Here is a 22516-nt window from a genome sequence, read left to right on the forward strand (position 1 = left end):
CAACCATCTAAAGCAGGGTAATTATTGGTATTTCAGGTTGATTTATTTCCTTAGAGCTTGACCCAGAAGTTTCGCATATTTTTAATCAGTGATTGATTAGGCATCTAAAATAAATTGAAGACTTTCCTTTATAATTACTTTCAACATAAACAATGATTGGAACTAAAGAATTATTAAATAAATATGTTTTTAATCCGGTGAATCAATTTAAAATTCAGTATAGAAACCCTCTAACTCTCTAATAATCAGAAGTGAGGGCATCATGGAGTAAGTGCAGCAATTGCTCTGTTTGTATGTTGCGTTCTTAACTTAAGCCCATTAAATCCGCCATTAATACGCCGCGTCAGACCGCTAATATCATTCCTGTCAGCAAAGTAGTTACAATTATTGTTTTTCCAGAACCAGCCCGCAGAACATGCAGCGTTAATAGGATCTAAGAGTAGTTCTGGTTTTTCCTCAAGATCGAGTCCCAAATCTTCGCCACATGCAATATAATTCCAGCGAAAAGTTAATTGCTTTAGCCCTCGCCCACGATATTTCCAGCCATCTCCATTAGCATTGTTACCGTATCTGTTACCATAAACAATATTCGCGATAGCTATCTGACGCTCAACCGGCAAAACGAGTTCCCAGTGTTTTCTTCCTAACTCTGTACGCTGTTGCTCCGTTAGTCTGGATCCAAAAATCTTCAACCCCTCTGATGAATAGTTAAATGATTCCTGAATCATTTGAAACCCCATCGATTCAACAGAAATTTGTGCAATGAAATGGGCCTGGCGTAATGGAGTATTAATAAAGCATGTCTCCATAGCCACCATAACCGGATAAAACCATTTCTGTACAAGCTCATCCGTTATTCCTGCGGCGACTTTAAATTCATCCTGTGTCATAAATCCTCTTTCGTGCTTACTCTTATTTAATGCATTGCTCTCTAATATAATCCTGCAGACCGAGAATCATTTTTTCTGCTCTGACAAGGTCCTTGCGGTGGGTGAAATAACCCTGTTCAGCGTCCTGAGTAAGTCTGGGGGAGGCTGCATCATCCATGCCGGAGGTGGCGGAGGAGGAGGGCAATTGTTGCTCACAGTTTGCTGAGATGTGCAACCGCTGAGTACCAGAGTTAATCCGACTGTGCAAATCATCAATTTTAATATTTTCATCGTGCAATGCTCGCGTATAGTGTTTATCAAGTTCAGAAATTTGTTTCAACTGGTTGAGCTGTTTTTCATATAAAGTCTTTAAATCAGCCAGCTTTACTTCATAAACCGAGGCGCGGACCTTTTCTTTTTTCCACGACACGACCATTATTCCAGTGAAGGAAACATGCATTAAGATAAAAGTAAAAATTATCAGATATTTAAACCGCAAAAAAAATAGCGATAACATATCTCAAGCCTCTTCCTGAATATCTTTCATTTTTTTATCTTTTTTTTCGCTTTCCGTTTTAAGCCGCATGAACTGAAGTACAGATGAAATACCAACATAACCTAAAAAAACCGAGGCAGGAAATGCGAGGTCTGGTTGCCATTCCATGGCAACCAGGACCTCACTGATTCCGAAGGCAGCCATGGCACACATACCTCCTTCTGCGCAGGTATTTTTAAACGATTCGCCATGATAAATACATCTTAAAACAGCCATCGTACCACCTGAAAGAGCGTAACCAAGCGGGCCTTTGTTTTCCCGGACCCATAGTAATATTTCTGCAAAAATCATTTTTGGATATGACATATGTTACCTTTAATAATAATTAAACGCTAATAATGAATTAAAAATATATTTACAATTGCATTTACACCAACAAAATAATCAAAATTCATCATAGTTAATTTTCTTTAACTCTGTTTCAACTTTGGCCTCTTCTTGATGACAGCGAGCAACAAGCATGTTAAAAAACGGTTTAACTTCTTTATATGCTTTGCTTTTACCGACAGGCCATAATGGTTTTAATCTTCCAAGAACGCTTGAAAAGGGCAGCCTTGTATATCCTTTACCGTGACATTTCGAACAGTTCTTCATCACCGGCAATCCAACAAGCTCCGTTTTTTCTCTGTTTATGACCTTTCCCCTGCCCCGACATTGGCATGCGCTTGATACGTAACCTTTACCTTTACAGTCATGACACAATACCCGTACAACTTCTCGAATCTGTCGCCATTTTCCTTTGATTTCAGTTGTTGATTTTGCATTTTCTTCAACTAGAACTGGTGAGCACGCCTTATTCTTGCTGAAGCAATTTGTAAATACTTCAGCTTCTAAAAAACCCATAGAACTACAGTTCTTACAAGGCCTTGTAGTTGCTGCACTCCTGGCAAAGTCTTCAAATGCGCTCGCACAAATAATTTCTAAAACAGATTTTCTCTGTGAGGGTGAGAGTTTTTTTAATGAAGGAACTGATTCGCAGTTTTCAATTGCTATTTGATATAAAAAATCAAAAGATTTATCTGGTTTGTTAATTTTTATTTTTGCGAGAAAAAGCTCTAATCCAATAAGATTCTCACCTCTAAGAAAGGCCAGGGAAGCAACAATATCGGATTTATTTTTTCTTACAGGATTTTTTTTTGAAGGTATATCAATTGCACCTGCAACAGATGATGGCATAAATGCACGACTGATTAGCTCAAGCTTCATTGTTATCTCCTAAACTATGAAAAATACGTTAATATCCCTTATGACCTCAACACATAAACTCTAGTAAATACAGCAAGTAAGAGTTAATGTTGTTTATTTGTATTTCTTAGTTTTGTCAGTTCCAGTAAAATGAACCATGTAGCTCTGGCCTTTTCATATAACATAAGTGTAAATTCATAAATGTATTTATATCAACACTGTAAAGATGAAACTGATTTCTTACTAATCACCTGCCTCCTGTAAATATAAATTACAGATACTGATGCTAATTTACAATAGATTGGTAAGTGAAATTTCAAAATTCTTAAATTTATATGTTCAATTTCTATAATAGGTAACAAAGATGAAGGTATTTAGCCAAAAACTACAAAAGGTGCTCCATGAACAGGGTATCAGCCAGTCAGAATTTGCTCGCCTGATAGGTGTTACCTCTCAGTCAGTAAATGGATGGTGTACGTCCCGAACTTTTCCTAGGAGTGAAGTACTGGAAAAAATCCCAGGGCTGACTGGCAAGCCTCTGTTCTGGTTCTTTATGACAGAAGAAGATGAAAAAAACTTTTAATTCCATGAAGTTATAAATGTGAGTTCATCATTATTAGCTACTCAATTATAAATAAAGTATAAAGACGATATGCCCTAAGGAAACAAAAGACTTTCCATTTATTTATCAGATTGGTTAAGTATCCCATCCCTCAGGGCAGGAGGAGAAATAGTGAAGCGTGCTGTTAACGCTAAAGTATATTTCTACTCTTTGAGAGATTTTTTTCGGTTAATCAATCATATTACATGATGCTATTCACACACATACTTGATATTGATAAATAACTTTATGGAAAGTAAGCTTGTACACTATAAAAAATCACATGCAATCATGGAAGCTGGAATAATAGGAGTCCTAATGAAAGAAAGTTTATTTCCCTTAGAACTGCAATATTATATTCTGTGTTCTCTTCTCAGATTTTCTCCATTAGCTCTAATGGGGAGGTAATATTATAATTGCTTTTCTAATATCAGTGATCATCAAATGCTTATAAATATTGAAATACTGGTATCTGACGGTCATATCAAAGAAAAGGCTATACATAAGATGGAAAATCAAGCTTATATAAATCTCTGAACGTAGCGCCCCTTCGGGGCGAGCACGGCAGCGTTGCTGCCTCAACAGTCTTTAAGCCCCCTACCTCACATCAACGTCGGTGCCGCCTGATCGCCCCCGCGCTGATATCCGCATAAATTAGCACGCCTGCGACGTGAGCACGCTGACGCCGAGGCCCTTTTCCCATTACCTGCCACCCTCTATACTCTGCACAATGTACATTCCGCGACCCACAAAGCTGTTGTTCCAGCATAACGACGGCTGGAGCCAGTATCTGGATAAACATGGCGACACCCTCAGCGACTGGACCAAACTCGCCGTCGAGCGCATGCTCGCCTGCGGTACTTGCCTCATGGGCGTTCGCCGTTATTGCTGTGCCTCGCCGAACTGCACACACTCGCGCTTTTTCTGCCAGAGCTGCAAGTCCAAGGCCTGCAGCAGTTGCGGCTTCAAGGCCACCGAGCAGTGGATTGCCGAGCAGCAGCACATCCTGCCCGACTGCGACTGGCAACACATCACGTTTACCATGCCCCACCTGCTGTGGCCGTTTTTCAACAACAACTGGCCCCTGCTCAACGACCTGTTTCGCTGTGCCACCCGGGCCATGCTCCGCTGGGCCCGCCGACAGGGTATCGAGGTCGGCATCTTTTGTGCACTCCACAACTATGGCCGGCAGCTCAATCAGCACCCGCATATCCACGTCTCCGTCACCCGTGGCGGCCTCGACGTCAAACACAACACCTGGCGACAGCTTTTCTTTAAAAAGAAAGACGTAGAACAAATCTGGCGTAACGCCGTCATTTACCTGCTACGTGACAACTATACGCACATCAACCCCGGTGACCTGCCGGGCCTCGGCCATATCCTTAATGAGGACCGGTGGCGCCGCTACCTGCATGCCCAGTATCGCCGCGCCTGGAAAATCCACTTCGCCAAAAAGACCCGGGGTGCCTGGCGCAGCGTGAAATACCTCGGCCGTTACCTGAAACGACCACCGGTGGCAGCCTCGCAGTTGCGCCATTACCGCGGTGGTTCGATCGTTCATCAGTACTACGACCACAACACGCAGCAACACAAACGCCAGAAGCTAACCCAGGAAGAGATGCTACAACGCTATATCAGCCATATTCCGGCGCGGCATTTTAAAATGGTGCGGTACTACGGCTTTTTGGCCAACCGTAAACGGGGCCAACTGTTGCCGAAGGTTTACGAAGCGCTGTCGATGACGGTGCGGGATAAGCCCAAACGGCCCGGGTTCGCAGTGTTGATGAAAGGCTTCCTGGGCTCAGATCCGTACCAATGCATCCTGTGCGGCGATCGGCTGCGATTTGCCGGCGCCGAGGCTGGCAGGCATGCGACAGAATTACTGTCGACCAGGCTACAGCGGATGGAGAAAAAGCGATGGCTTCAGGCACCGGCTCTGGATAAGTGCGTCTGAAAAATGGGTTTTAGATTAAAAACACAGCAAAACCGGCATTTTTACGTATAACTCTTCGCGATACTGCACCATCAGGGGATACGGCACGCTACCGTTCATGGTCTGTTGCTCTCAAAAGAAACGATCCAAACTCCTAACCATCAAGATTTCGCCTTACCCAAAAAGGATTTAATTATGCAGTTCAGCATTGCTTAGCTAAACATCAAGGGATTCTAATGACTGAACCAAAGCTGAAAGCTATACAGAACGCATGATGGATATCTACGCACAACAAAAAACCCGCTTATGCGCTGAGGAATCCCCAGCAATGGGCGGGTAAAAAAAGACAGGCATAGAGTTTTGTGATCTACTGATTTGTGCAACCAATTCAATGAGATCACTTCTATGCCTGCTCGACAAGTATGTCAGAATTTTTTCCGCGATGCGTTAGCACCGTTTCACAAATACCGACAAAATGCTTTGCTGGATGCCACCATTGCTCTCATCAATGGCGCATCACTGACGCTGACCAGTATCGGGCGTTATTTACCCGGCACGGCTCAGGTCAAAAATAAAATCAAACGCGTTGATCGACTGCTCGGTAATGAATCTCTTCACCGCGATATCCCACTGATTTTCAGAAATATTATTGCCATGCTGACGAGCCAGCTATCTCTTTGTGTCATTGCTGTTGACTGGAGTGGATATCCATCTCAGGAATACCATTTCCTCCGCGCCAGCCTGCTCTGTGACGGACGCTCGCTTCCCCTGTTAAGCTGGATAGTCCCGTCAGAAAAACAGCAGAACTCGCAGATACAAAAAACCTTCCTGGATGCCCTTGCCGGGGCTGTAAACCCCAGGGCGAGAGTCATAATAGTTACCGATGCGGGCTTCCAGAATGCCTGGTTCCGGCATATAAGGTCACTCGGATGGGATTTTATCGGTCGCGTCAGGGGGAATATCCAGATGCGGCTGGACAGCAAAGGCGAGTGCTGGTTCAGGCGTCAGGAATTACAGGCCAGTAGCAAACCAGAATATCTGGGGCCGGGTACACTTGCCCGTTCGGAATATGCCCGATGTGATGGCCATTTTTATCTGCATAAAAAAGAGCCGAAAGGTCGGAAGAATCGTCGCTCCCGGTGCCGCATAGAGCGTAAATCCCAAATACAGGATGGACGTTCTTCGGCAAAAGAACCGTGGCTTATCTTTAGCAGTATGAATGACTTTAAACCACGGGAAATCATGAAGCTGTACAGCCGTCGCATGCAAATCGAGCAGAACTTCCGGGATGAAAAAAGCGAGCGCTTCGGGTTCGCTCTGCGTGCCAGTTACAGTCGTTCCGCGGGAAGAATGCTGGTACTGAGCCTGCTGGCGACGCTGAGCACAATAGTCCTGTGGCTTATTGGCTATCACGCTTAAAATAAAGGATTACATCTGAGATACCAGGCCAACAGCATTAAAACGCGGCGTGTCATCTCGTATCTGACGTTAGCGGAGAATGTCTTGCGACACTCCCCGCTAATTTTAAATCGAACGGTGCTGAGCACCGTTCTTAATCACCTCGCCAGAACCTACCAGAATATGGTGTTGGTTTATTAGCGCTGATTTATGGGGATCCCTCAGCGCTTATGCGGGTTTTTTGTTGTGCGTAGATATCCATCATTGGTTTTTATGCTAGCGTTTTTTCTCAGCCATTACAACTCTTTCCTCCAAAAATTTTTTTTACAGTACGTACGTTGCTTGTGAAAATTGCTCAACGCTCAATATCGCGAATCGACACGGGTTTAACAGACACCTCAGGGTCATTTAAGATGGCTTAAAGAGAGATGCCCATGAGCGGTAAGTGATATCCCGAATAGTTTAAAATTGAAGCAGTCAAACTCCATGACAACGCCCGCAGCCAGGATATATTCGGCAAGACCTGACGGACATTTCAATTTAGCTAAAACCCGGAGATTTAAAACTAGCCTCAACAGTCTGCGGCGGAATGAACAAGGGCAGCGGCGGATGGAAGGTGCTGGCCCTGAATCGCTCAACATGATCCATCGTTTCGGCATCATAATCCACATCGCGATCCATTCACCCATTGCCCGTGATCGCAACCGGCTCCAGGCAGGCTTTTCGGCTGCAGCGCAGCAGGCAGCTGAAAACGGGGTTCGACGCTCAACGGAACGGTTTCACACGTTAAGGCTTTTTTCTCCGATAAATCAAAACATTATGGACAGTGAATAATGCGCCTAAAGCGGTGTATTTTTAATCGATAAATGCCATTTATCGGACACCACTGTCTATTAATTGATTTTTCAGACGATTTTTTTCGCTTAACGTGAGTTTTCGTTCGACTGAGCATCAAACCCCGTTTTCGTACGGTTGGCCCTCAAACCCCATTGACAGCTATCTTCTATGTTTTTTTTGCATGGAGTATATCCATGATGAATACGACGATGGTATGGGATACGTTGACAACCAATCTTGCTTCAGCAACTACGATCATTGGAGGATTAGGCCCACGACCATGTGCTGAACCTATGTGTGATCTAAACGCGGCCACACCATCAATTATCGATGACATACCCTTTAAAACCTTGTGCTGGTCTGCTGCTAACATTGGATCAGAGTTCAGGCCTAAATCCGGCATTACAGTTGACCATAGAGGTGCCACTGTTAGTTTTTGTGGCATTGGTAAATTGAACTTTTCTATGTAGTGCTTCAACGTTGATTCGATTATTGAACATGCGGCAGTCACCGATGCATGTGGATCGGTTTGAATATTTTCTACAGCGCGACGAAACTCATTATCAATTGATGAGTAATCACCTAGCTTTATATAGTCTTCTAGCGTTTTAGAAATTGTTGTTGAACCAGATTTGGTTATTATTCCATTGGTCCTGTATTCCAACTGACTTCTAGACAGAGCATCAGATATCCGTTTTTGACCCTCTCTTACGGTTAGGTCTCCTCCTGCCTTGGAATATGAGTCTGGCGGCAAGTCCATATACTTTTGGATTACAAGTCCTAAAACTGAAAATGCATCTGTATCTGTATCTGGGTCATCATTGCAAATTTTAATCCAATTGCTGCATTTTGTTTCGCAATTACCCAATGGCACATCACCAGGTGCGCCAGATTCCATAAAAATACTTTCTAGTGTTGTGTGGCTATAATAGTGTGCAGCAATAACTGCTGAAACAGCCCCTATAACACTGTTAGGTATCTTATTACTCACATTCAGCCTCTTTTTTCATAAGTATTTTTTCAAATTAGTATGGAGATTGCATTAATTCCCAGGAGGTTATCCGGCCTTCCTTCCGGGCCAGTGAGAGAGCCGTCATGCCACACCAGGTAAAATGGCCGGTCTTCTGCGTAAGCGTTTCAGGTTCCACTGCGGTTGTCTCTCCGGGTGTAATTGTCATGTCTGATAAACTGTATTAATTATACCCGACGTTAACTAGGAACTGAATGTTCCCTATACCTTCTATGCGCCTGCGCATGAAGGCGACAACCAGTGTCCTGGAGAGCTCGAACGGTAAGGGTCGCCGTGACGCGGCGCAGCCGCCCTGTACTTAATAGGCTGCACAAATCCCATCCCCCGCCCTGTAAAGCCAGACCGGCTAACCGCGACGAAGAAGCCTGTCCTGCGCCGTCGGAGTGGTCCGGTCGGAGACCGGGCGTATCTCCGCGTTAGCGGGCCGTGAGGGCCGCTTACGGGTGTGTATTCAGAACCTCAAGCCACGCCTCTCAAAGCCATAAAACAGATAGTTAGAACACCCAGTTTCAAAGCCACACGGTTCCGGGCCTCTGGCCCGGGGCGGCGGGGCTTTTCAGCGGGGGTGATGTGGCGGAGTTGTGTTGCTGAGCGCCTGCCACGGTGATGCCCCGGCGTTGCCGGGGAGGTGCCCGGTTTCTTTTCTCACAGGATTGCTGAAGGCTGCATTAGTTCACGGAAAGGCTCTGAGCAAAGCGAAGAGAGCGACCCACGCCATGCGAAGCTGGCAGGGTACTCTTTCTTTAGAAAGCATATTTTATTCAGAAGTAACGTTCGAAGTTAACGATATACGGATACTGCCGTTCGAAGTTAATGATTACTGCCGCAATAGCATCGCCAGTGCTACGAAATTAACCGCACTCATTGTGGTCAATGCGCCACGCAGCGGGCGAACGTCTTGCACCAGTAGCGCTTCATGAGCTGTTTTTAGGCGGCCTGAGGACGCTGCGGGCGGTTTGATGAGTGGGATTACGGGCAGGTGCCAGCGCAGACACCGCGCTAGGCGCGGTAACGTTTCAAATCAGGTAGTTCAGACGGGGATGCCGGCGCGCTCCAGCAGCAGCCTGTAGTATTTCTCGGCGTCCGTCACGTGCAGCTGGGGATGCTCAGCCTTAACGGCCGCTTCCAGTTTGTATTTCAGGGCAGGATAACATTCAGGACTCGACGTCCAGCGCGTCCAGGCCTGCTGGTAGCGGTCAGCCCCGCCGCGCGGGCGAAGCTGACGCAGTTTCTGCGAGTGGCCATCTAGCGCGGCCTCGATGTCGGAAGTTACCCGCTGCTTTTCCTCCCGCAGGTCCGGGCTGACAACCCAGCGCTTAATCTTTTTCAGGCGGTTTTTGAGCGAGTGGTGGTTATCAATGTTGATGCCGAGTCTCGCCATTTTGAGCTGGTGACGTTCGTGCTTCTGCTTCATCGACTCCGCGACGCCGGAGGCCACCGCCCACTGCCGGTATTTGTGCAGGGACTGCCTGACGGTCTCGATGGTCATGCCGCGCGAGGTGAAGAAGCTGTCGGTGAGGAAGATGCGCATCGGTTTGTTCTGCCCGGAATCCGCATCGCGATCGCGGTGAACCACCACGTAGTCCATCTGTTCCAGCACCCGCAACGCGTTAAGCAGAACGTCATACGCCTTGCGGCCGCTTTCATAGACGTGCAGCACGCCCATGCGCCGGGCGATATCCTCAACGGGCATCATGATTTCGAACATGTACTCGCTGTCGGGGCTGTAGTCACAGTTTGCGGCAAGCACCAGCGACAGGGCGCTGAGCGCTTCCCGGCTTTCAGAGCGGGCGGTAATGCGCATCGGTTTAGGCCGGAACGTCCGGTCAAAAATGCGCGAATACGGGGTATAGCCCTGACGGCGAAGCTCGATCAGATCGGGATTACGACACCAGTCGTGATTTCGGATGCAGCCGACAACGACTGAAGCCATGCCACGCGGCACTTTTCCGGTAAATCCGGGCTGATGATTGCGGTGCGTCTTAGACTGTCCCTTACGCTGGCTGTTGGACTCGCCACGCCGCGTGGAAGGGTTAAGATCTGGGGAGGGCGCCTTGAGCGCAGTTACCTTGTCATTCACCCTGTCCCGGACTTATGGCGGACAGGGGTTGTCTTATGAATTGCATGCGTTATAATCCTTCACAGGCCAGCGCCTGCTTTCGACCCCCTGATATCTGCTCCTGCCGCCAAGTAGTGACAGATTTCGGGGGGTTTTTGCATTTGGGGTCCAGACAATCTGCTGAACCACCGCCCTGGACGTTTTTACGGATACGTCCTATCCCTGAATTTTCTTTTATCCCGCAACGGCATGAACGCTGAAGGATCGGAACACATATTTTTACTTATGTTACCGTTACTTAGAAGGATCCCCAGTTAACGCCTGGAAAACCACTCAGCAAAGCATACCTTTTGATGTAACTGAAATCCAGCCTGAGTGACGCATAGATTCAAACTACGGCGAAAAAAACTCCAATAACTGAAGTTATGATGAAGATCACGAACTTATAGGTATAGGCAGCTGAATCGTAAGAGTTAAATAGAGCCATATCTATAGGCGTGTTTTCGTCAGATGACGATACGAAGGACACTTCAGCTTTGAATCACCACACATGAAGCTTGTAAAAAAGCATCTAACTAACGGGAGTTAACGCCCCAGTTCCTGCCGATAGTGCTGAAAAGGAATATGAACTGCAATTCTACGCTAAATATAGTATGCATAGCATCAGCAGCTAGCGTGCCATAGCGATTTTAAATCGCCCTGATGAAATAAAAACATTCTTTAGCTATCAAATGACTTTCGGCGTGCAATGCATATACCCGCCCCACTACATTCTGCCATACAAATAGGGGCGTATCATGTTGAATTTAAGAAAAATATCTAAAATCAGGCTCATGTTTCCTGAACTGACTGATTCACAATTTCAGGTGCTGATGTTCTATGCGTTAGGCTCAGACAGTGATAGTACGGCGGACATATTAAAGTGTTCAAAAAATGCCGTAAAGCTCTCACTAAGAAGGATAAAAGAGAACATGAAAGTTGAAAAACTTGATACGGTGAGGATCATCTATCATTCCAGAGTAAGTACTGCTCTTTTGGCTTCTGATGATTTTTCCAAGAAATATTCTGATGCGATAAATAAGCGTCAAAACTTGCAGCACTTAGCTTAATCGCGACATACCACACCTCTCCCTTACCCGCTGGGGAGGGGTCTAAGCCAAACACTATCCTGAAATAACCCACCCCATTCTTACCATGAGACCCCTGCAGGGGTCTGTATTTCAGATAAAGAGCATGAGATGATCTGTTTACTAAAATATCACCAAGATGAAACCATTATTCCTTTCCGCCAAGAGGGAATTGTGGCTAACATCATTTAATCACAAAGGTTTTCTCAAATATTTATAGTTAATTATTACTGGAAAGGATTTATGGTGAGCACTTACTAAGCGGATAAAGAATGACTCGTTAGCACCTTACACGGAAAAGTAACTAACCTATTGATTTATTGATGAAATCCAACAATTTTTCAATCATTTTCTTTGCTTCATCAAGCGATGCCTTATATTTTTTTGCTTCATCCTGTGAATCGTAAAACGGATTTAGCGATCTATCATTTCTATGCTGATGAAAATGAAAAATAGCCTCTGCTACATCATCGTCGAGCGTGTAGAAATAGCTTTCCGGATAATCCAGAGCCTTGGCGATACGAATGATGACGTCGAAAGACGGTGTAAAGCGACCGCTCTCATAGTTCGACAAGCGTGAATTGAGGCTAACCCCTTCAATTCCAATAAGCTCTGCCAGTTGTGCCTGTGTTAATCCTGCGGCTTCGCGAGCTGCTTTTAGTCGCTTGGGAACCATGCTCTACCACCTCTGCGTATCAGGGGATCATATAAAGCACTGACAACAACAAATATCATTATCGCAAAGATATTTGTTTCAATGTATTTTGGTGCTATAGTTTTAAACATCCCCGGTTCTACCGCCAAGAGAACTGTGTGCATGACAACCATAAAAAGTAGACTGAGCGATGCCGCTGTCTGATGGACAAAAGCTGAGTATGACAGCCCTGAACCAGCGTCATCGCCCAGTGTATTTGGCTCAGCCGGATACAGAATGACCCCACAGGGGGATCGGTTCGGGCGAGAGCATGATGAATTTTGAACAGATCAATGGACAAAACTGGTATCTGGCGCAGTACATTACCGGCGGTAAAAACCGGGAGAGAATGTTTGACTGGCTGAGTGACCAGCAGATCACCCCATGGACGCCGCTTACCGTCAAAACCATCCCCCGCGCCGACAAGGTAAACTGCGTGCGGAAACGCATTTCCCCCCTGTTTCCCGGCTATTTCTTCCTCAAGGCCAATCTGGCCACGCAGCCTGTCGCTCAAATCCGCACGCACTCTGCCTTTTGCGGATTTGTCATGAGCGGCTCTCAGATTGCCCCCATGCGTCCACTGGTGGTTGAGGGGCTGATGATGCTCCACCCTGACCCTACCCTCTGCCCTGAAGCCCGGGACGAACTGCAGGAAGCCTCCCAAAAGCACCTCACGGCGGCGCAGTACCACTCTCTGCTGCGTATGGAGCAGGACGCGCGCCCGGTGTCGAACGTGGCCCTCCTGATGCAGCTTGTGTTCGAACCCGGTTCGCTCGGGTTCTGATGAAGTCCCGGGAGTTTCCCGTTAACCCGGCGGCACGCCGGATCCCTGTTCACTAACTTACTGCATTGCCGGCTGCCGGCAATGGTGCCTGAACCGGTCCTGCCTGGACGTCCCCTGTTCCTTTTACCGGTTAGCCTTTTCTGGCGTTTTCCTCCTGGCGGAAGGAATTCCAGACACCATTGCCGGCATCCGGTAGTGCTCCTCACTCAAGGAGATAGCCTTTGTACTCCGCAGATAATCCCGTACAGCATCTGCTCTGGTGCATTCTGGTCGCGCTTCGTTCGGCGGATCAGGAGACCCCCTTCGCTTCGGAGATGGGACGCAGACGCTTTATATCCGGCTGGCTCGATACGGCACGCGAAAACCCCGTTTTTCGGGGGATGTGTGCCGAGTTCACCACGCTGCGCCAGCTGCTCGACACCAGCGATAAGTCCATTCCCGTAGATTCCACGCTCAGCGTGCTGCTAAGCCATGCCACCGCTGCTGAGCGGTGCGATCTCTTTCGGTTTCGCACGACGCTTAACCTCCTGATGCAGAAAGAGTGGCGCCTTGTCGTCTGTCGGTTTCCGGAAAACATCACGGAGGAGCTGGTGCAGCGCCTCAAAGATCGCCGCAGGCATGCGCTGCAGCTTACGCGCACGGAGAACGCCTTCCAGTCGACCGGAGATATGGTGCTGCCGGTGACGTTTCAGCTGCTGATGAACCGCGCGCCGGATGACGGCGAAGGTGACGGTGCGGAGGCTATCTTCCATGCCGAAGGTTTTCAGGTTGTCGTGGCCGATACCGAGCTGGTACTTGATAACCGACGCTTCATCCGCACCCTGCATATCGGAACCGCGTCACTGCCCGCCAGCGAATGGAGCCCGCTGAAATACCGCTTCTGGCAGCCATCAACTGCACCATCATGCTCTGATGATGAACGCTATCACTGATAACGGGTTAAGCGAGAACCCGCATTCATGCTGAGGACAATCACAATGTGCATCACCGTAACCGAAAAGGATTTGCGCGAGCTGCAGATCTGTCGGGCCGCCCGGATCATTGAGTTCAGACGCGCCTGCCGTCTGCGCGCCAGAGCCCCGGAGGCGATCACCCTCGATAAGCTGACCACCCTGCGCAGCCTTATCGACGACGCCGAGGAGGAGATTGCCGAGTTCACCCAAAACTTTATGAGCTAACCCCCCTTTTTCCTCCGGCAGTTCCGCGCCACGCTGTTACCGGCCCGGCACGCCACAATCCGACGATACCTATGAAAATACACACCACCCTACTGCTTCCCGTTCTGCTGGGCGGCTGCAGCCTGCCCCACGTCCGGCCGGCCGACGGTGATGCACGGACCTTCGTGGATAAGCAGATTGCCACGCAGTCCGGCATCATCGCCCTGGCGCAGAACGACCTGAGGCTCGCCAGCACGTCCGCGCAGCCCGCACGCGCCTCTCCGCTGCCCTCTTCCGGCAAGCCCGAAACCGCGATGGCGAAACCCGGTACGCCGCCCGCACCGGTGCCGCTGCGCAACCTGACCCGCGTCAGGACTCTCGGCCCGCCGCCGGCGCTGACCTTTATCAGCGTCAGCGAACGGGATCTGAAGCCGGATGCGCTGCTGCGGAAAATTATCCCGCCGGGCTGGACCGTGTCGCTGTCTGCCGACCTGAAGGTGAAGGCCGGAAAAAGCCTCAGCCTGCAGGCGGCGGACCAGTGGCCTTACGTGCTGGACGCGCTGCTGCGCCGGGAGGGCTGGGCGGCGCTGATAGACTGGCAGGCCAGGCGCGTCTCCGTGGCAAACATGACGGCCGCGTTCGTTGCCCCACCGACGTCTGCTCCACCAGTGGCCGTCAAACCACCTTCGCCTGCCGCTGCGCCCGCGCCAGACGGGGCGAAGAGCCTGTTCACCCGTGCGACAGGCAGCACCTCAACGCCAGCGGTGACGCCTCCGCTCACGCCGCCGGCGGTGACGGCACCCGCACCGGTCACCCCGCGCTGGCACGCCGAACGGGGCGCGACGCTTCGCGACACCCTGTTTATCTGGGCCTCGCAGGAAAAGTGCGCCACCGGACAGAACGGAACCTGGAGCGTGGCCTGGCTCACCGACGTTAACTACCGCATCGATGCGCCTCTCGCGTTCGCAGGCTCGTTCCGCGACGCGCTCGACGGCGTCTTCCGCCTGTACAGCGCCGCCAGCGTGCCGCTGTACGCGGGCATCAGCACCGCGCAGTGCCTGCTGAAGGTGGACGACAGGGAGGTGCGCTGATGGGTGCAGGCTACTGGCTGCTGTCGATGTTTCTGGCGTGGTTTCTGTTTTCGGCCGATATGACGCACCGCGACGCGACGCGCGTGTCTGAGCTGGCCGGCGGTGAAAGCCAGCAGCACGCCCGTCAGACCGTGCAGTACATCAACCTTATCAACGACTGGCTGTATGACCATCCGCAGAGCAGCGGCGTCATCCGCGACGCCGACCTCGGCTTCACGCCCTACCCCGGACTGAAGCACGTCATCAGCGACGGCCGGGTCTGGGTTTATCAGCCAGACGCGCGGGGCCTGTCCGGCGCGCTGGCCGCCCTCACGCGCGGCTCAGCCCTGCTCGGCCGGGTCAGCAGTCGTCGCCTGACCGATAACCAGGGGAACGACATGCGGGTCACCGTACCGGCCGTCGTCCCCGACGCCTCGCTCGTATATCTCAACTGACCTTCGGGACTTTCTCTATGCACAACACACCTAAGACGCTGGCGCTCGCCGCCGGCGTCAGCCTGCTGCTGTCCGGCTGCAGCAGCATGAACCGGATAGACCAGACGATGGCGCAGTCCGACCGGGACTTCGGCGCCGCGCGCGACCACATCAGTAAGCTGTCGTCGGGCTCGCCGGTGCGCGACCTGACCGCCCAGTGGATTAACCCGGTACCACTCAACGGTACCGCGCAGACGGCGGCGCAGCTGCCGGGCTGCGCCCTGACCCTCACCCGCCCGGGCGAAATTTCAATAGCGGAAATCGGCGCCATCATCACCCGCGACTGTAAGCTGCCGGTGGTTATCACGCCGGACGCCCTGTCGGCCATGTCGGCGGGCGGCGGCAAAACGGAGCGCATTCAGGGCAGCGTACCCGCCCCGGACGCCAGCGGCATGGTGCCGCTCAACGCCATGGGCGCCGTCGCCGCGCCCGTCCGGGCCACGGCAGGCGCGGGCAATACGCTGCGCGGCGTCTACTGGCAGGGCGGCGTTGCCGGCCTGATGGACTACGTCACCACGCGCCTCGGGCTGTCCTGGCGCTATGAGAAGGGCACCCTGGTGATTTTCTACCTCGACACCCGCTCCTTCCCGATCGCGTTCCAGGACTCCAAAACCTCCTTTGCCTCCCGCTCCGTGTACGGCTCCTCCTCCACGTCCGGCGAGGGCGGCATTTCCGGCGACGGCAACACCTCGCAGACCACCACCACGGACATGACCACCAACCGGTATAAGGAAATCGAGGCCACCGTGAAGGAGATGCTGACCCCGGGATCCGGACGGATGTCGCTCTCCAGCGGCATGCTGACCGTCACCGACACCCCGAGGGTGCTCGGCTCGGTGCAGAGCTACATTGAGGGGCGCAATAAGGAGCTCACCCGTCAGGTGCTGCTGAACGTCAAGGTCTACTCCGTCACCAAAAAGCGTCAGGACCAGATGGGCCTCGACTGGGACGCCGTGTTCAGGTCCGGCAGCGTCGGGCTGTCGCTGGGCAGCAGCATGCCGGGCATGGCCGGGAGTGCGATGACCGGCGGCGTGTCTATCCTCGACGGCAAGTTTGCCAACTCGAACGCCTTTATTCACGCCCTGTCGCTGCAGGCCAACGTCTCAACGGTGACGGAGAACGCCAGCACCACCACCAATATGAACCCGGTCCGGATCCAGGTGGTGACGCAGCAGGACTACTTCAGCCAGATAAGCACCGACAACACGGCCAACGTCGGCTCCACCACCTCGGTGGAGAAGTCGACCATATCCACCGGCTTCAACATGACGATGCTGCCCTACATCATGCCGGCCTCCGATCGCACCGAGCTGCAGTTCTCCATCTCCATGAGCGACGATCCGGAGATGCAGACCGAAAAAATCGGCGACGTCACGCTGAAGCTGCCCAAAACCAAAATGCAGAACTTCGCGCAGAACGTCATTCTCGACTCCGGTCAGGCCCTGCTCATCAGCGGCTACCAGCAGGCAAACAACGCGGCCAACAGCCAGGGCGTCGGCTCACCGTCCTTCTTCGGTCTGGGCGGCGGCGCGAACGGTCAGAACAACGACACGATGCTGGTCATTCTCATCACGCCAACCCTGCTGAGGTAGACCATGAGCAAAGAGAACGCACCGTATGTTATTCCCCACGGTCGTCATTCGCTGGTTGCCGGACTGCACTGGGAGCTGATTGCAGGCGCACGTGCCGCCGCCCGCCGCGCCGCACGCGCCCGGGAGGCCGACCGGCTGACCACCGTCCCGGCAGGCAGGGGCCAGCTGCTGACCGGGACCGGCAACCTCAGCGACGCCGGACTCACGCCGAAAGAGGCCCGCCGCGCCGCGTCGCTGGCGCTCTGCGCGCTGCCTGAGCTCGGGGCGCACGGCTGGGGCATCTTCCCGCTCGGTAACGATCGCTACTGGTTCATCGCCGCCCAGGACGGGCAGCTCTCGGTGCTGTCCGACGTCACGGGCGACCGTGAGGCGGTCTGCCAGGCGCTGGAGACCTTCCTGAGCTTTGACACGGCGGCGGCCGATGACCGCATTCTGTACTGCCCCGACGGGCTGGTGCCGGGCGTGTCGGGGTGCGAACGGGCGCTGGAAGACCTGTTGTCCGGACTGACCGTGTCCCGCACCGCGAGGCTGCAGCCGGTCTCCAGTCGCCGGGCGCTGCTTGCCTGGTCGGCCCTGCTGCTGCTGGTATTCGGCGGCTACTTCGGCCATCAGCAGTATCAGACCTTTCAGGATGAGACGAAGCAGGCGGCGGCGCGTGCGGCGTTTCTCAAGGCCCGCGAGCAGCTCAAGTCCGCCACCCCGGCGGTGCTGCTGCCCTGGAAAAGCCAGCCCGTGCTGCAGGACTTCGTCAGCCACTGCAGCCGCCGGTGGCAGGCCGCTCCGCTGAGCATCGCGGGCTGGCGCTTCACCACCGCCGACTGCACGCAGGACGCCATTCGTTTTGCCTGGAGCAAGCCCGCCGGCGGCACCATCGGCGACTTTGCACATCGCCTCGCGCACTGGTATCCGGGTCTGGCGCCGCTGTTCAACATCCCGGGCAGCGCCGACACCGGCGGCGTGGCGGTGGCGCTCAGCATGCCGCTTCCCGCCTCACCGGAGGACGCCGGCAGCATGGAGGCGCAGACGCAGCGCCTGACCCACTACGCCCAGCAGCTGCGCGCGCGGCTCAGCCTGACCGAAGACGGCGCGGCCACCACCCGCATCGACGGGCAGCAGCTGGCGCTGCCGTTTCGCAGCTTCAGCTTTACGTTCAGCACCGACATCCCGCCGGACCGGCTGTTCAATCCGGCGCAGTTCGACGCCTCCGGCATCCGGCTGACGCGCATCACCGTCAGCCTCGCCCAGGCCCGCCTGCACTACGTTCTCGAAGGAACCCTCTATGCCCGACGTTAAACTTCACTGCGCCCTGACGGGCGTTCTGCTGGCCGGACTCGCGTTCGGCGCCCAGGCGGTCCCGACCGCTGCCGTCACCGGACCGGCACTGCCGCCGCCCGTTGCCATCCCGGTGCCCGCTGACCTGCCGGCGGACACCCTGAACCTCGCCCGCCTTGAGCGTATTCAGAGCGACACCCTGCTGTACGAAGCGCAGGGCGCGCGCGCCAAAGCCCTGCTTTCGCTGCAGCAGAACAACGGCTATGACGCCTCCGTGCCCTCCGCCCTGACGCAGACCCTGCTGTCCCCCGCGCCGGGCAAAACGCCCGACCCGGTGCGCGGCAGCCTGCCGCGCATTGCCGAAATTGCCGGCAGCGGGAAGCAGCTGCGGGCCCGCCTGGTGCTTGCCGACGGTGCGGGCGTCGAGGTGGTCGCCGGCCAGCGCGTGCCGGGCTCGGGCCATACCGTGAAGCACATCACCGCGCAGGAAGTGCAGGTCACCACCGCCGCCGGGGAAACCCACACCCTGGCGTTCACCGAATGAGGTTTCCATGTCAGAGACACTGCTCCCCCCTGCAATAAAGGACTGGCTGCACCCGGTCAGCGATGACTCAGGCAGGACCACGCTGCACATCGCCGAGCACCACCGCGCCGACGTGCGCGTCCAGTCTTACGTCAACGCGCTGCGCCAGAAGCAGCCCGTCACCCTGCAATTCATCCCGCTCGACGAGCTCCGCGAGCTGAAAACCGCCCAGCCGGATGCGTCTGCAGGCCAGGACTTCAGCAGCAGCCAGAAGCGTGTGGTCGGCCTTTTTCGTCAGGCGACCGCACTACACGCCTCTGATATCCACCTGGAGATTGGCCGGGGCGGCACCACGCTGGTCATGATGCGCGTCCACGGCGACCTGGTCCGGGTCGACTCGATTTCACAGGAGGACGGCATGAACCTTGCCTCCACCATCGTGCTGTCGATGTGCGACGTGGCCGAGGCGCAGTTCAACGCCAACCGCCAGCAGGACGGCCGCCTGCGCCGCGACTTCCTGCACGGGCTGAACCTGTTCGGGGCGCGCTATGCCCACACCCCGGCGGTGTACGGCCTGTACGTGGTAATGCGCATCATCCCCGACGACGGCGCCTCGCCGCCCACCCTCGACGAGCTCGGCTACCTGCCCGCGCAGCAAAAAAGCCTGCGGCGCATGCTGCAGCGCCCCGAGGGCATCGTCGTGCTGTCCGGACCGACAGGCTCCGGCAAGAGCACCACGCTGCGCACCTTCGCCAAACTGTATCTGGACAGCACCGGCAACCTTCGCCGCCTGCTGACCATTGAGGATCCGCCGGAGGGCAGCATTGAGGGCGCGGTGCAGACGGCGATCGTCGCCGACAAGAACAACCCGGCGGCCGTCGCCACGGCGTGGGTGCGGATGATGTCCGCCGGGCTGCGTCTTGACCCGGACGCCATCATCGTCGGCGAGCTGCGCGACGCGGACTCCGCCCGCACCGGCGTCACCGCGGCCATGACCGGCCACCTGCTGATGACCACCCTGCACGCTAACGACCCGATCAACATTCTTGAGCGCCTGCTCGGCATGGGCATCAACCCGGCGCTGCTGACCGACCCGCAGCTGTTTATCGGGCTTATCAGCCAGCGCCTGGTACAGCTGCTCTGCCCGGCCTGTAAGCGGCCGTGGTCTGAGGTGAAGGACGCGCTGACGCCGGAGGAGCACGCGCTGCTGACTCACGGCTGCCAGCCTGAGAACCTGTATTTCCGCCACGAGGCGGGCTGCGGGCAGTGCCACCGGGGCATCGCCGGACGCACGGTGATCGCCGAGGTCATCAGCCCCGACGCCAGGTTTATGCAGCTCTACCGCGAACAGGGCAAGCTTGCCGCCCGCGCGTACTGGCACACCACGCTCGGCGGCATCACCCGCAACGCGCACCTGCTGCATCACGTCAACGCCGGACGGGTCGACCCGCTGGCCGCCGACCGCATCAGCCCGCTGGACGAGGACCGCTGGCTGACATCTGATGCCGGGGTGACGTCATGAAGGCCCTGAGCGCCCTGCGTAACCGGGCCCGCCGGGGCAGCGCCGGAACGGCGGGCTGGCGGTACGCCGCCACCCGCTGGATCTACCGGCACACCTTTACCACCCGCGACCGGCTGGCGCTGTATGAGGACCTGGCCTTTCTGCTCGACAACAACCGCACGCTGGAGGTGGCGCTGACCAGCATGCGCGACACCGCCACCGATTTTGGCCGCCGTTCGTCCCCGTCGGCGGTCTGGCTCAACGACTGCCTGACGTCGCTCAGCCACGGCCAGTCGCTGGACGTGGCGCTGGCCGACTGGGTGCCCCGTCAGGAGGCGGCCATTATCAGCGCCGGGGTCATGGACGGGCGCGTGGCCGACGCGCTGCGCCGCGCCATGACCGTGGTACAGGGCGTGGACGAGATGAAGACCACGGTGTTCAGCACGCTGGGCTACCCGCTGGCGCTTATCGGTACCGTCGTCAGCATCATGGTGCTGGTCAGCGAGCACTTCATTCCGCAGCTCGCGAAAATCGTGCCCCGCGAGACGTGGGAGGGCGGGATATGGTGGCTGGGGGCCCTGTCAGACTTTGTGGTGGTGAACGGCGTGCTGCTGTCGCTGACCACCGCCGTGCTGACCGCCTGGGTTATCTGGTCGTTCGGCAACCTGACCGGGCGTGTACGGCGCGTGCTTGACCACCTGGTGCCCTGGTCGGTATACCGGGATTTTCAGGGCGTGGCCTTCCTGCTTAACGTCTCCGCGCTGCTGCGCGCCGACGTGAAGACGCTCGAATCGCTCGATATCCTGGCGCGCAACGCCTCGCCCTGGCTGCTGGAGCGTCTCAACGCCACGCGTCGCCTGGTGCGGCAGGGGCAGCATCTGGGGCTCGCCCTGCGCAACACCGGCTATCACTTTCCGTCGCGCGACGCCGTCAACAAGCTGGCGCTGCTGACCGACGGCGACAACGCCGAAATCATCATTGAGAACTACGCCCGCCACTGGCTGGTGCGCGCCGTCAGGCTGATTAAGCGCCGCATCCTGCGCCTTTCTGTGGCGCTGTTTCTGCTGGTCAGCGGCTACATGTTCCTGCTGGTGAGCGTGATTCAGCAGCTCAACGACATGGCCGCCCGCCTTGGCGGCTGACCCGTTTCACCCTCGCTTTTTTCAGTTCTATCCGGCATTACCGCCATTCACAGCAAAAAGGAAACACCATGAAAAAATCAGCAACACAGGCCTGCGCGCGCCCGGTTCATCGCGGCGTACTGAGCATTGAGATGGCCGTCATCCTCGCCGTCATCGTCGTGATGGTGGTGGTCATCTTCGCCAACAGCGGCAGCCTGTTCCGTAAAAATGACACCACCATGGAGCTCGGCAATATGCAGGAGATCATGACCCAGACCCGCACCCTGCTGAAAACCCAGGGCGGCTATGAGTTCAGCGACGCGGCCCGCATGACCGGATCGCTGATTCAGTTCGGCGGCGTACCGGCCTCAATGACGACCGTCGGCGATCGCAGCAGCGGCAGTGCCACCGTCATCAACACCTGGGGCGGCAGCGTGACGGTACAGGCCGAGGCCACCGGCGGCGGCAGTAAAACCGGCTTCTCGCTGACCTACGAGGCCGTGCCGCAGGAGGCCTGCGTGACCATGGCGACCAAGATGTCGCAGACCTCCGTGGTCTCGGAGACCACCCTCAACGGCACGATGACCGCGGGTCCCGTTACGGCATCCGACGCCGGCTCGCAGTGCCAGGCGGACACCGGTTCCACGGGCAACAACACCCTGAAGTTCAAGAGCAACACCTGACTGACCGGGCAGGCCGCGCGCCTGCCCCCT

At 54.5% G+C, this 22516-nt stretch carries 22 protein-coding genes and 2 pseudogenes; 16 read left to right on the forward strand and 8 right to left on the reverse strand.

Annotated elements, in window-relative coordinates; all coding sequences use genetic code 11:
• Positions 1–260 precede the first annotated feature (260 nt).
• The 4 genes from J2Y91_RS22270 to J2Y91_RS22285 form a co-directional block, all read right to left on the reverse strand.
• Entirely contained in the window at positions 261–890 is a 630-nt protein-coding gene (locus J2Y91_RS22270) for a glycoside hydrolase family 19 protein (protein WP_133625224.1), read from the reverse strand.
• 22 nt (positions 891–912) lie between these two features.
• Positions 913–1299, reverse strand: a complete 387-nt coding sequence (locus tag J2Y91_RS22275; protein WP_166643224.1) for a lysis protein — start codon at positions 1297–1299, stop codon at positions 913–915.
• A 90-nt stretch (positions 1300–1389) separates the two neighbouring features.
• Positions 1390–1731 carry a phage holin family protein gene (locus J2Y91_RS22280; protein WP_133625222.1) on the reverse strand — a complete coding sequence of 114 codons (342 nt, stop codon included), beginning with the start codon at positions 1729–1731 and terminating at the stop codon, positions 1390–1392.
• A 78-nt stretch (positions 1732–1809) separates the two neighbouring features.
• Entirely contained in the window at positions 1810–2631 is an 822-nt protein-coding gene (locus tag J2Y91_RS22285; RefSeq protein WP_133625221.1) for an antitermination protein Q, read from the reverse strand.
• A gap of 343 nt (positions 2632–2974) precedes the next feature.
• On the opposite strand from J2Y91_RS22285, the gene J2Y91_RS22290 reads away from it, so the two are divergent.
• From J2Y91_RS22290 to J2Y91_RS22305, 4 genes and pseudogenes are all read left to right on the forward strand, one after another.
• The gene (locus tag J2Y91_RS22290; RefSeq protein WP_133625220.1) at positions 2975–3193 is read left to right on the forward strand and encodes a helix-turn-helix transcriptional regulator; all 219 of its coding nucleotides are present in this window, start codon (positions 2975–2977) and stop codon (positions 3191–3193) included.
• Between the two features lie 748 nt (positions 3194–3941).
• Positions 3942–5165: an IS91 family transposase gene (locus J2Y91_RS22295; protein ID WP_133625232.1), complete on the forward strand. Its 1224-nt coding sequence runs from the start codon at positions 3942–3944 to the stop codon at positions 5163–5165.
• A gap of 384 nt (positions 5166–5549) precedes the next feature.
• Positions 5550–6743, forward strand: a pseudogene (locus tag J2Y91_RS22300) (IS4 family transposase).
• A 285-nt stretch (positions 6744–7028) separates the two neighbouring features.
• Positions 7029–7376: a hypothetical protein gene (locus J2Y91_RS22305; RefSeq protein ID WP_166643223.1), complete on the forward strand. Its 348-nt coding sequence runs from the start codon at positions 7029–7031 to the stop codon at positions 7374–7376.
• 169 nt (positions 7377–7545) lie between these two features.
• Here the strand turns inward: J2Y91_RS22305 and J2Y91_RS23085 are convergent, their stop codons facing one another.
• The 3 genes and pseudogenes from J2Y91_RS23085 to J2Y91_RS22315 form a co-directional block, all read right to left on the reverse strand.
• A complete protein-coding gene (locus J2Y91_RS23085; protein ID WP_253539682.1) occupies positions 7546–8370 on the reverse strand; it encodes an abortive infection family protein in 825 nt (274 codons plus the stop codon).
• 249 nt (positions 8371–8619) lie between these two features.
• Positions 8620–8805: pseudogene (locus J2Y91_RS23205) on the reverse strand (hypothetical protein); the annotation flags it as partial.
• A gap of 634 nt (positions 8806–9439) precedes the next feature.
• Complete coding sequence (locus J2Y91_RS22315) at positions 9440–10342, reverse strand: Replication protein (protein WP_253539685.1); 903 nt, start codon at positions 10340–10342, stop codon at positions 9440–9442.
• Between the two features lie 923 nt (positions 10343–11265).
• Between J2Y91_RS22315 and J2Y91_RS22320 the strand changes: the two genes are divergently transcribed.
• The gene (locus tag J2Y91_RS22320) at positions 11266–11577 is read left to right on the forward strand and encodes a hypothetical protein (protein WP_133625216.1); all 312 of its coding nucleotides are present in this window, start codon (positions 11266–11268) and stop codon (positions 11575–11577) included.
• 322 nt (positions 11578–11899) lie between these two features.
• On the opposite strand, the gene J2Y91_RS22325 is transcribed toward J2Y91_RS22320, so the two are convergent.
• Positions 11900–12271 (reverse strand): helix-turn-helix domain-containing protein, encoded by a 372-nt coding sequence (locus tag J2Y91_RS22325; RefSeq protein ID WP_133625215.1) that lies wholly within the window; start codon positions 12269–12271, stop codon positions 11900–11902.
• A gap of 289 nt (positions 12272–12560) precedes the next feature.
• Here J2Y91_RS22325 and J2Y91_RS22330 point away from each other — a divergent pair, with 289 nt between their 5' ends.
• From J2Y91_RS22330 to J2Y91_RS22380, 11 genes are all read left to right on the forward strand, one after another.
• Positions 12561–13073, forward strand: coding sequence for a transcription termination/antitermination NusG family protein (locus tag J2Y91_RS22330; RefSeq protein ID WP_366521332.1), 513 nt, complete (start codon positions 12561–12563; stop codon positions 13071–13073).
• A gap of 221 nt (positions 13074–13294) precedes the next feature.
• Complete coding sequence (locus J2Y91_RS22335) at positions 13295–14005, forward strand: hypothetical protein (protein WP_133625214.1); 711 nt, start codon at positions 13295–13297, stop codon at positions 14003–14005.
• A gap of 45 nt (positions 14006–14050) precedes the next feature.
• Positions 14051–14251 (forward strand): hypothetical protein, encoded by a 201-nt coding sequence (locus tag J2Y91_RS22340; RefSeq protein ID WP_133625213.1) that lies wholly within the window; start codon positions 14051–14053, stop codon positions 14249–14251.
• A 71-nt stretch (positions 14252–14322) separates the two neighbouring features.
• Positions 14323–15321: a toxin co-regulated pilus biosynthesis Q family protein gene (locus tag J2Y91_RS22345; RefSeq protein WP_253539688.1), complete on the forward strand. Its 999-nt coding sequence runs from the start codon at positions 14323–14325 to the stop codon at positions 15319–15321.
• Positions 15321–15755 (forward strand): type IV pilus biogenesis protein PilM, encoded by a 435-nt coding sequence (gene pilM, locus J2Y91_RS22350; RefSeq protein WP_133625212.1) that lies wholly within the window; start codon positions 15321–15323, stop codon positions 15753–15755. The genes J2Y91_RS22345 and pilM overlap by 1 nt, the downstream gene beginning before the upstream one ends.
• Positions 15756–15772: 17 nt before the next feature.
• Positions 15773–17386 (forward strand): PilN family type IVB pilus formation outer membrane protein, encoded by a 1614-nt coding sequence (gene pilN, locus J2Y91_RS22355; protein WP_166643222.1) that lies wholly within the window; start codon positions 15773–15775, stop codon positions 17384–17386.
• Between the two features lie 3 nt (positions 17387–17389).
• Positions 17390–18679 (forward strand): type 4b pilus protein PilO2, encoded by a 1290-nt coding sequence (gene pilO2, locus J2Y91_RS22360; protein WP_133625211.1) that lies wholly within the window; start codon positions 17390–17392, stop codon positions 18677–18679.
• The gene (pilP, locus tag J2Y91_RS22365) at positions 18666–19202 is read left to right on the forward strand and encodes a type IV pilus biogenesis protein PilP (protein ID WP_253539691.1); all 537 of its coding nucleotides are present in this window, start codon (positions 18666–18668) and stop codon (positions 19200–19202) included. Before pilO2 ends, pilP begins: the two co-directional genes overlap by 14 nt.
• Positions 19203–19209: 7 nt before the next feature.
• On the forward strand, positions 19210–20703 hold the full coding sequence (locus J2Y91_RS22370; RefSeq protein ID WP_133625209.1) for a GspE/PulE family protein: 1494 nt from the start codon (positions 19210–19212) through the stop codon (positions 20701–20703).
• On the forward strand, positions 20700–21824 hold the full coding sequence (locus J2Y91_RS22375; RefSeq protein WP_133625208.1) for a type II secretion system F family protein: 1125 nt from the start codon (positions 20700–20702) through the stop codon (positions 21822–21824). The genes J2Y91_RS22370 and J2Y91_RS22375 overlap by 4 nt, the downstream gene beginning before the upstream one ends.
• 68 nt (positions 21825–21892) lie before the next feature.
• Positions 21893–22486, forward strand: a complete 594-nt coding sequence (locus J2Y91_RS22380; RefSeq protein ID WP_133625207.1) for a type 4 pilus major pilin — start codon at positions 21893–21895, stop codon at positions 22484–22486.
• The last annotated feature ends 30 nt before the right edge of the window (positions 22487–22516 follow it).

Source organism: Erwinia aphidicola, from assembly GCF_024169515.1.
Classification (GTDB): Bacteria; Pseudomonadota; Gammaproteobacteria; order Enterobacterales; family Enterobacteriaceae; genus Erwinia; species Erwinia aphidicola.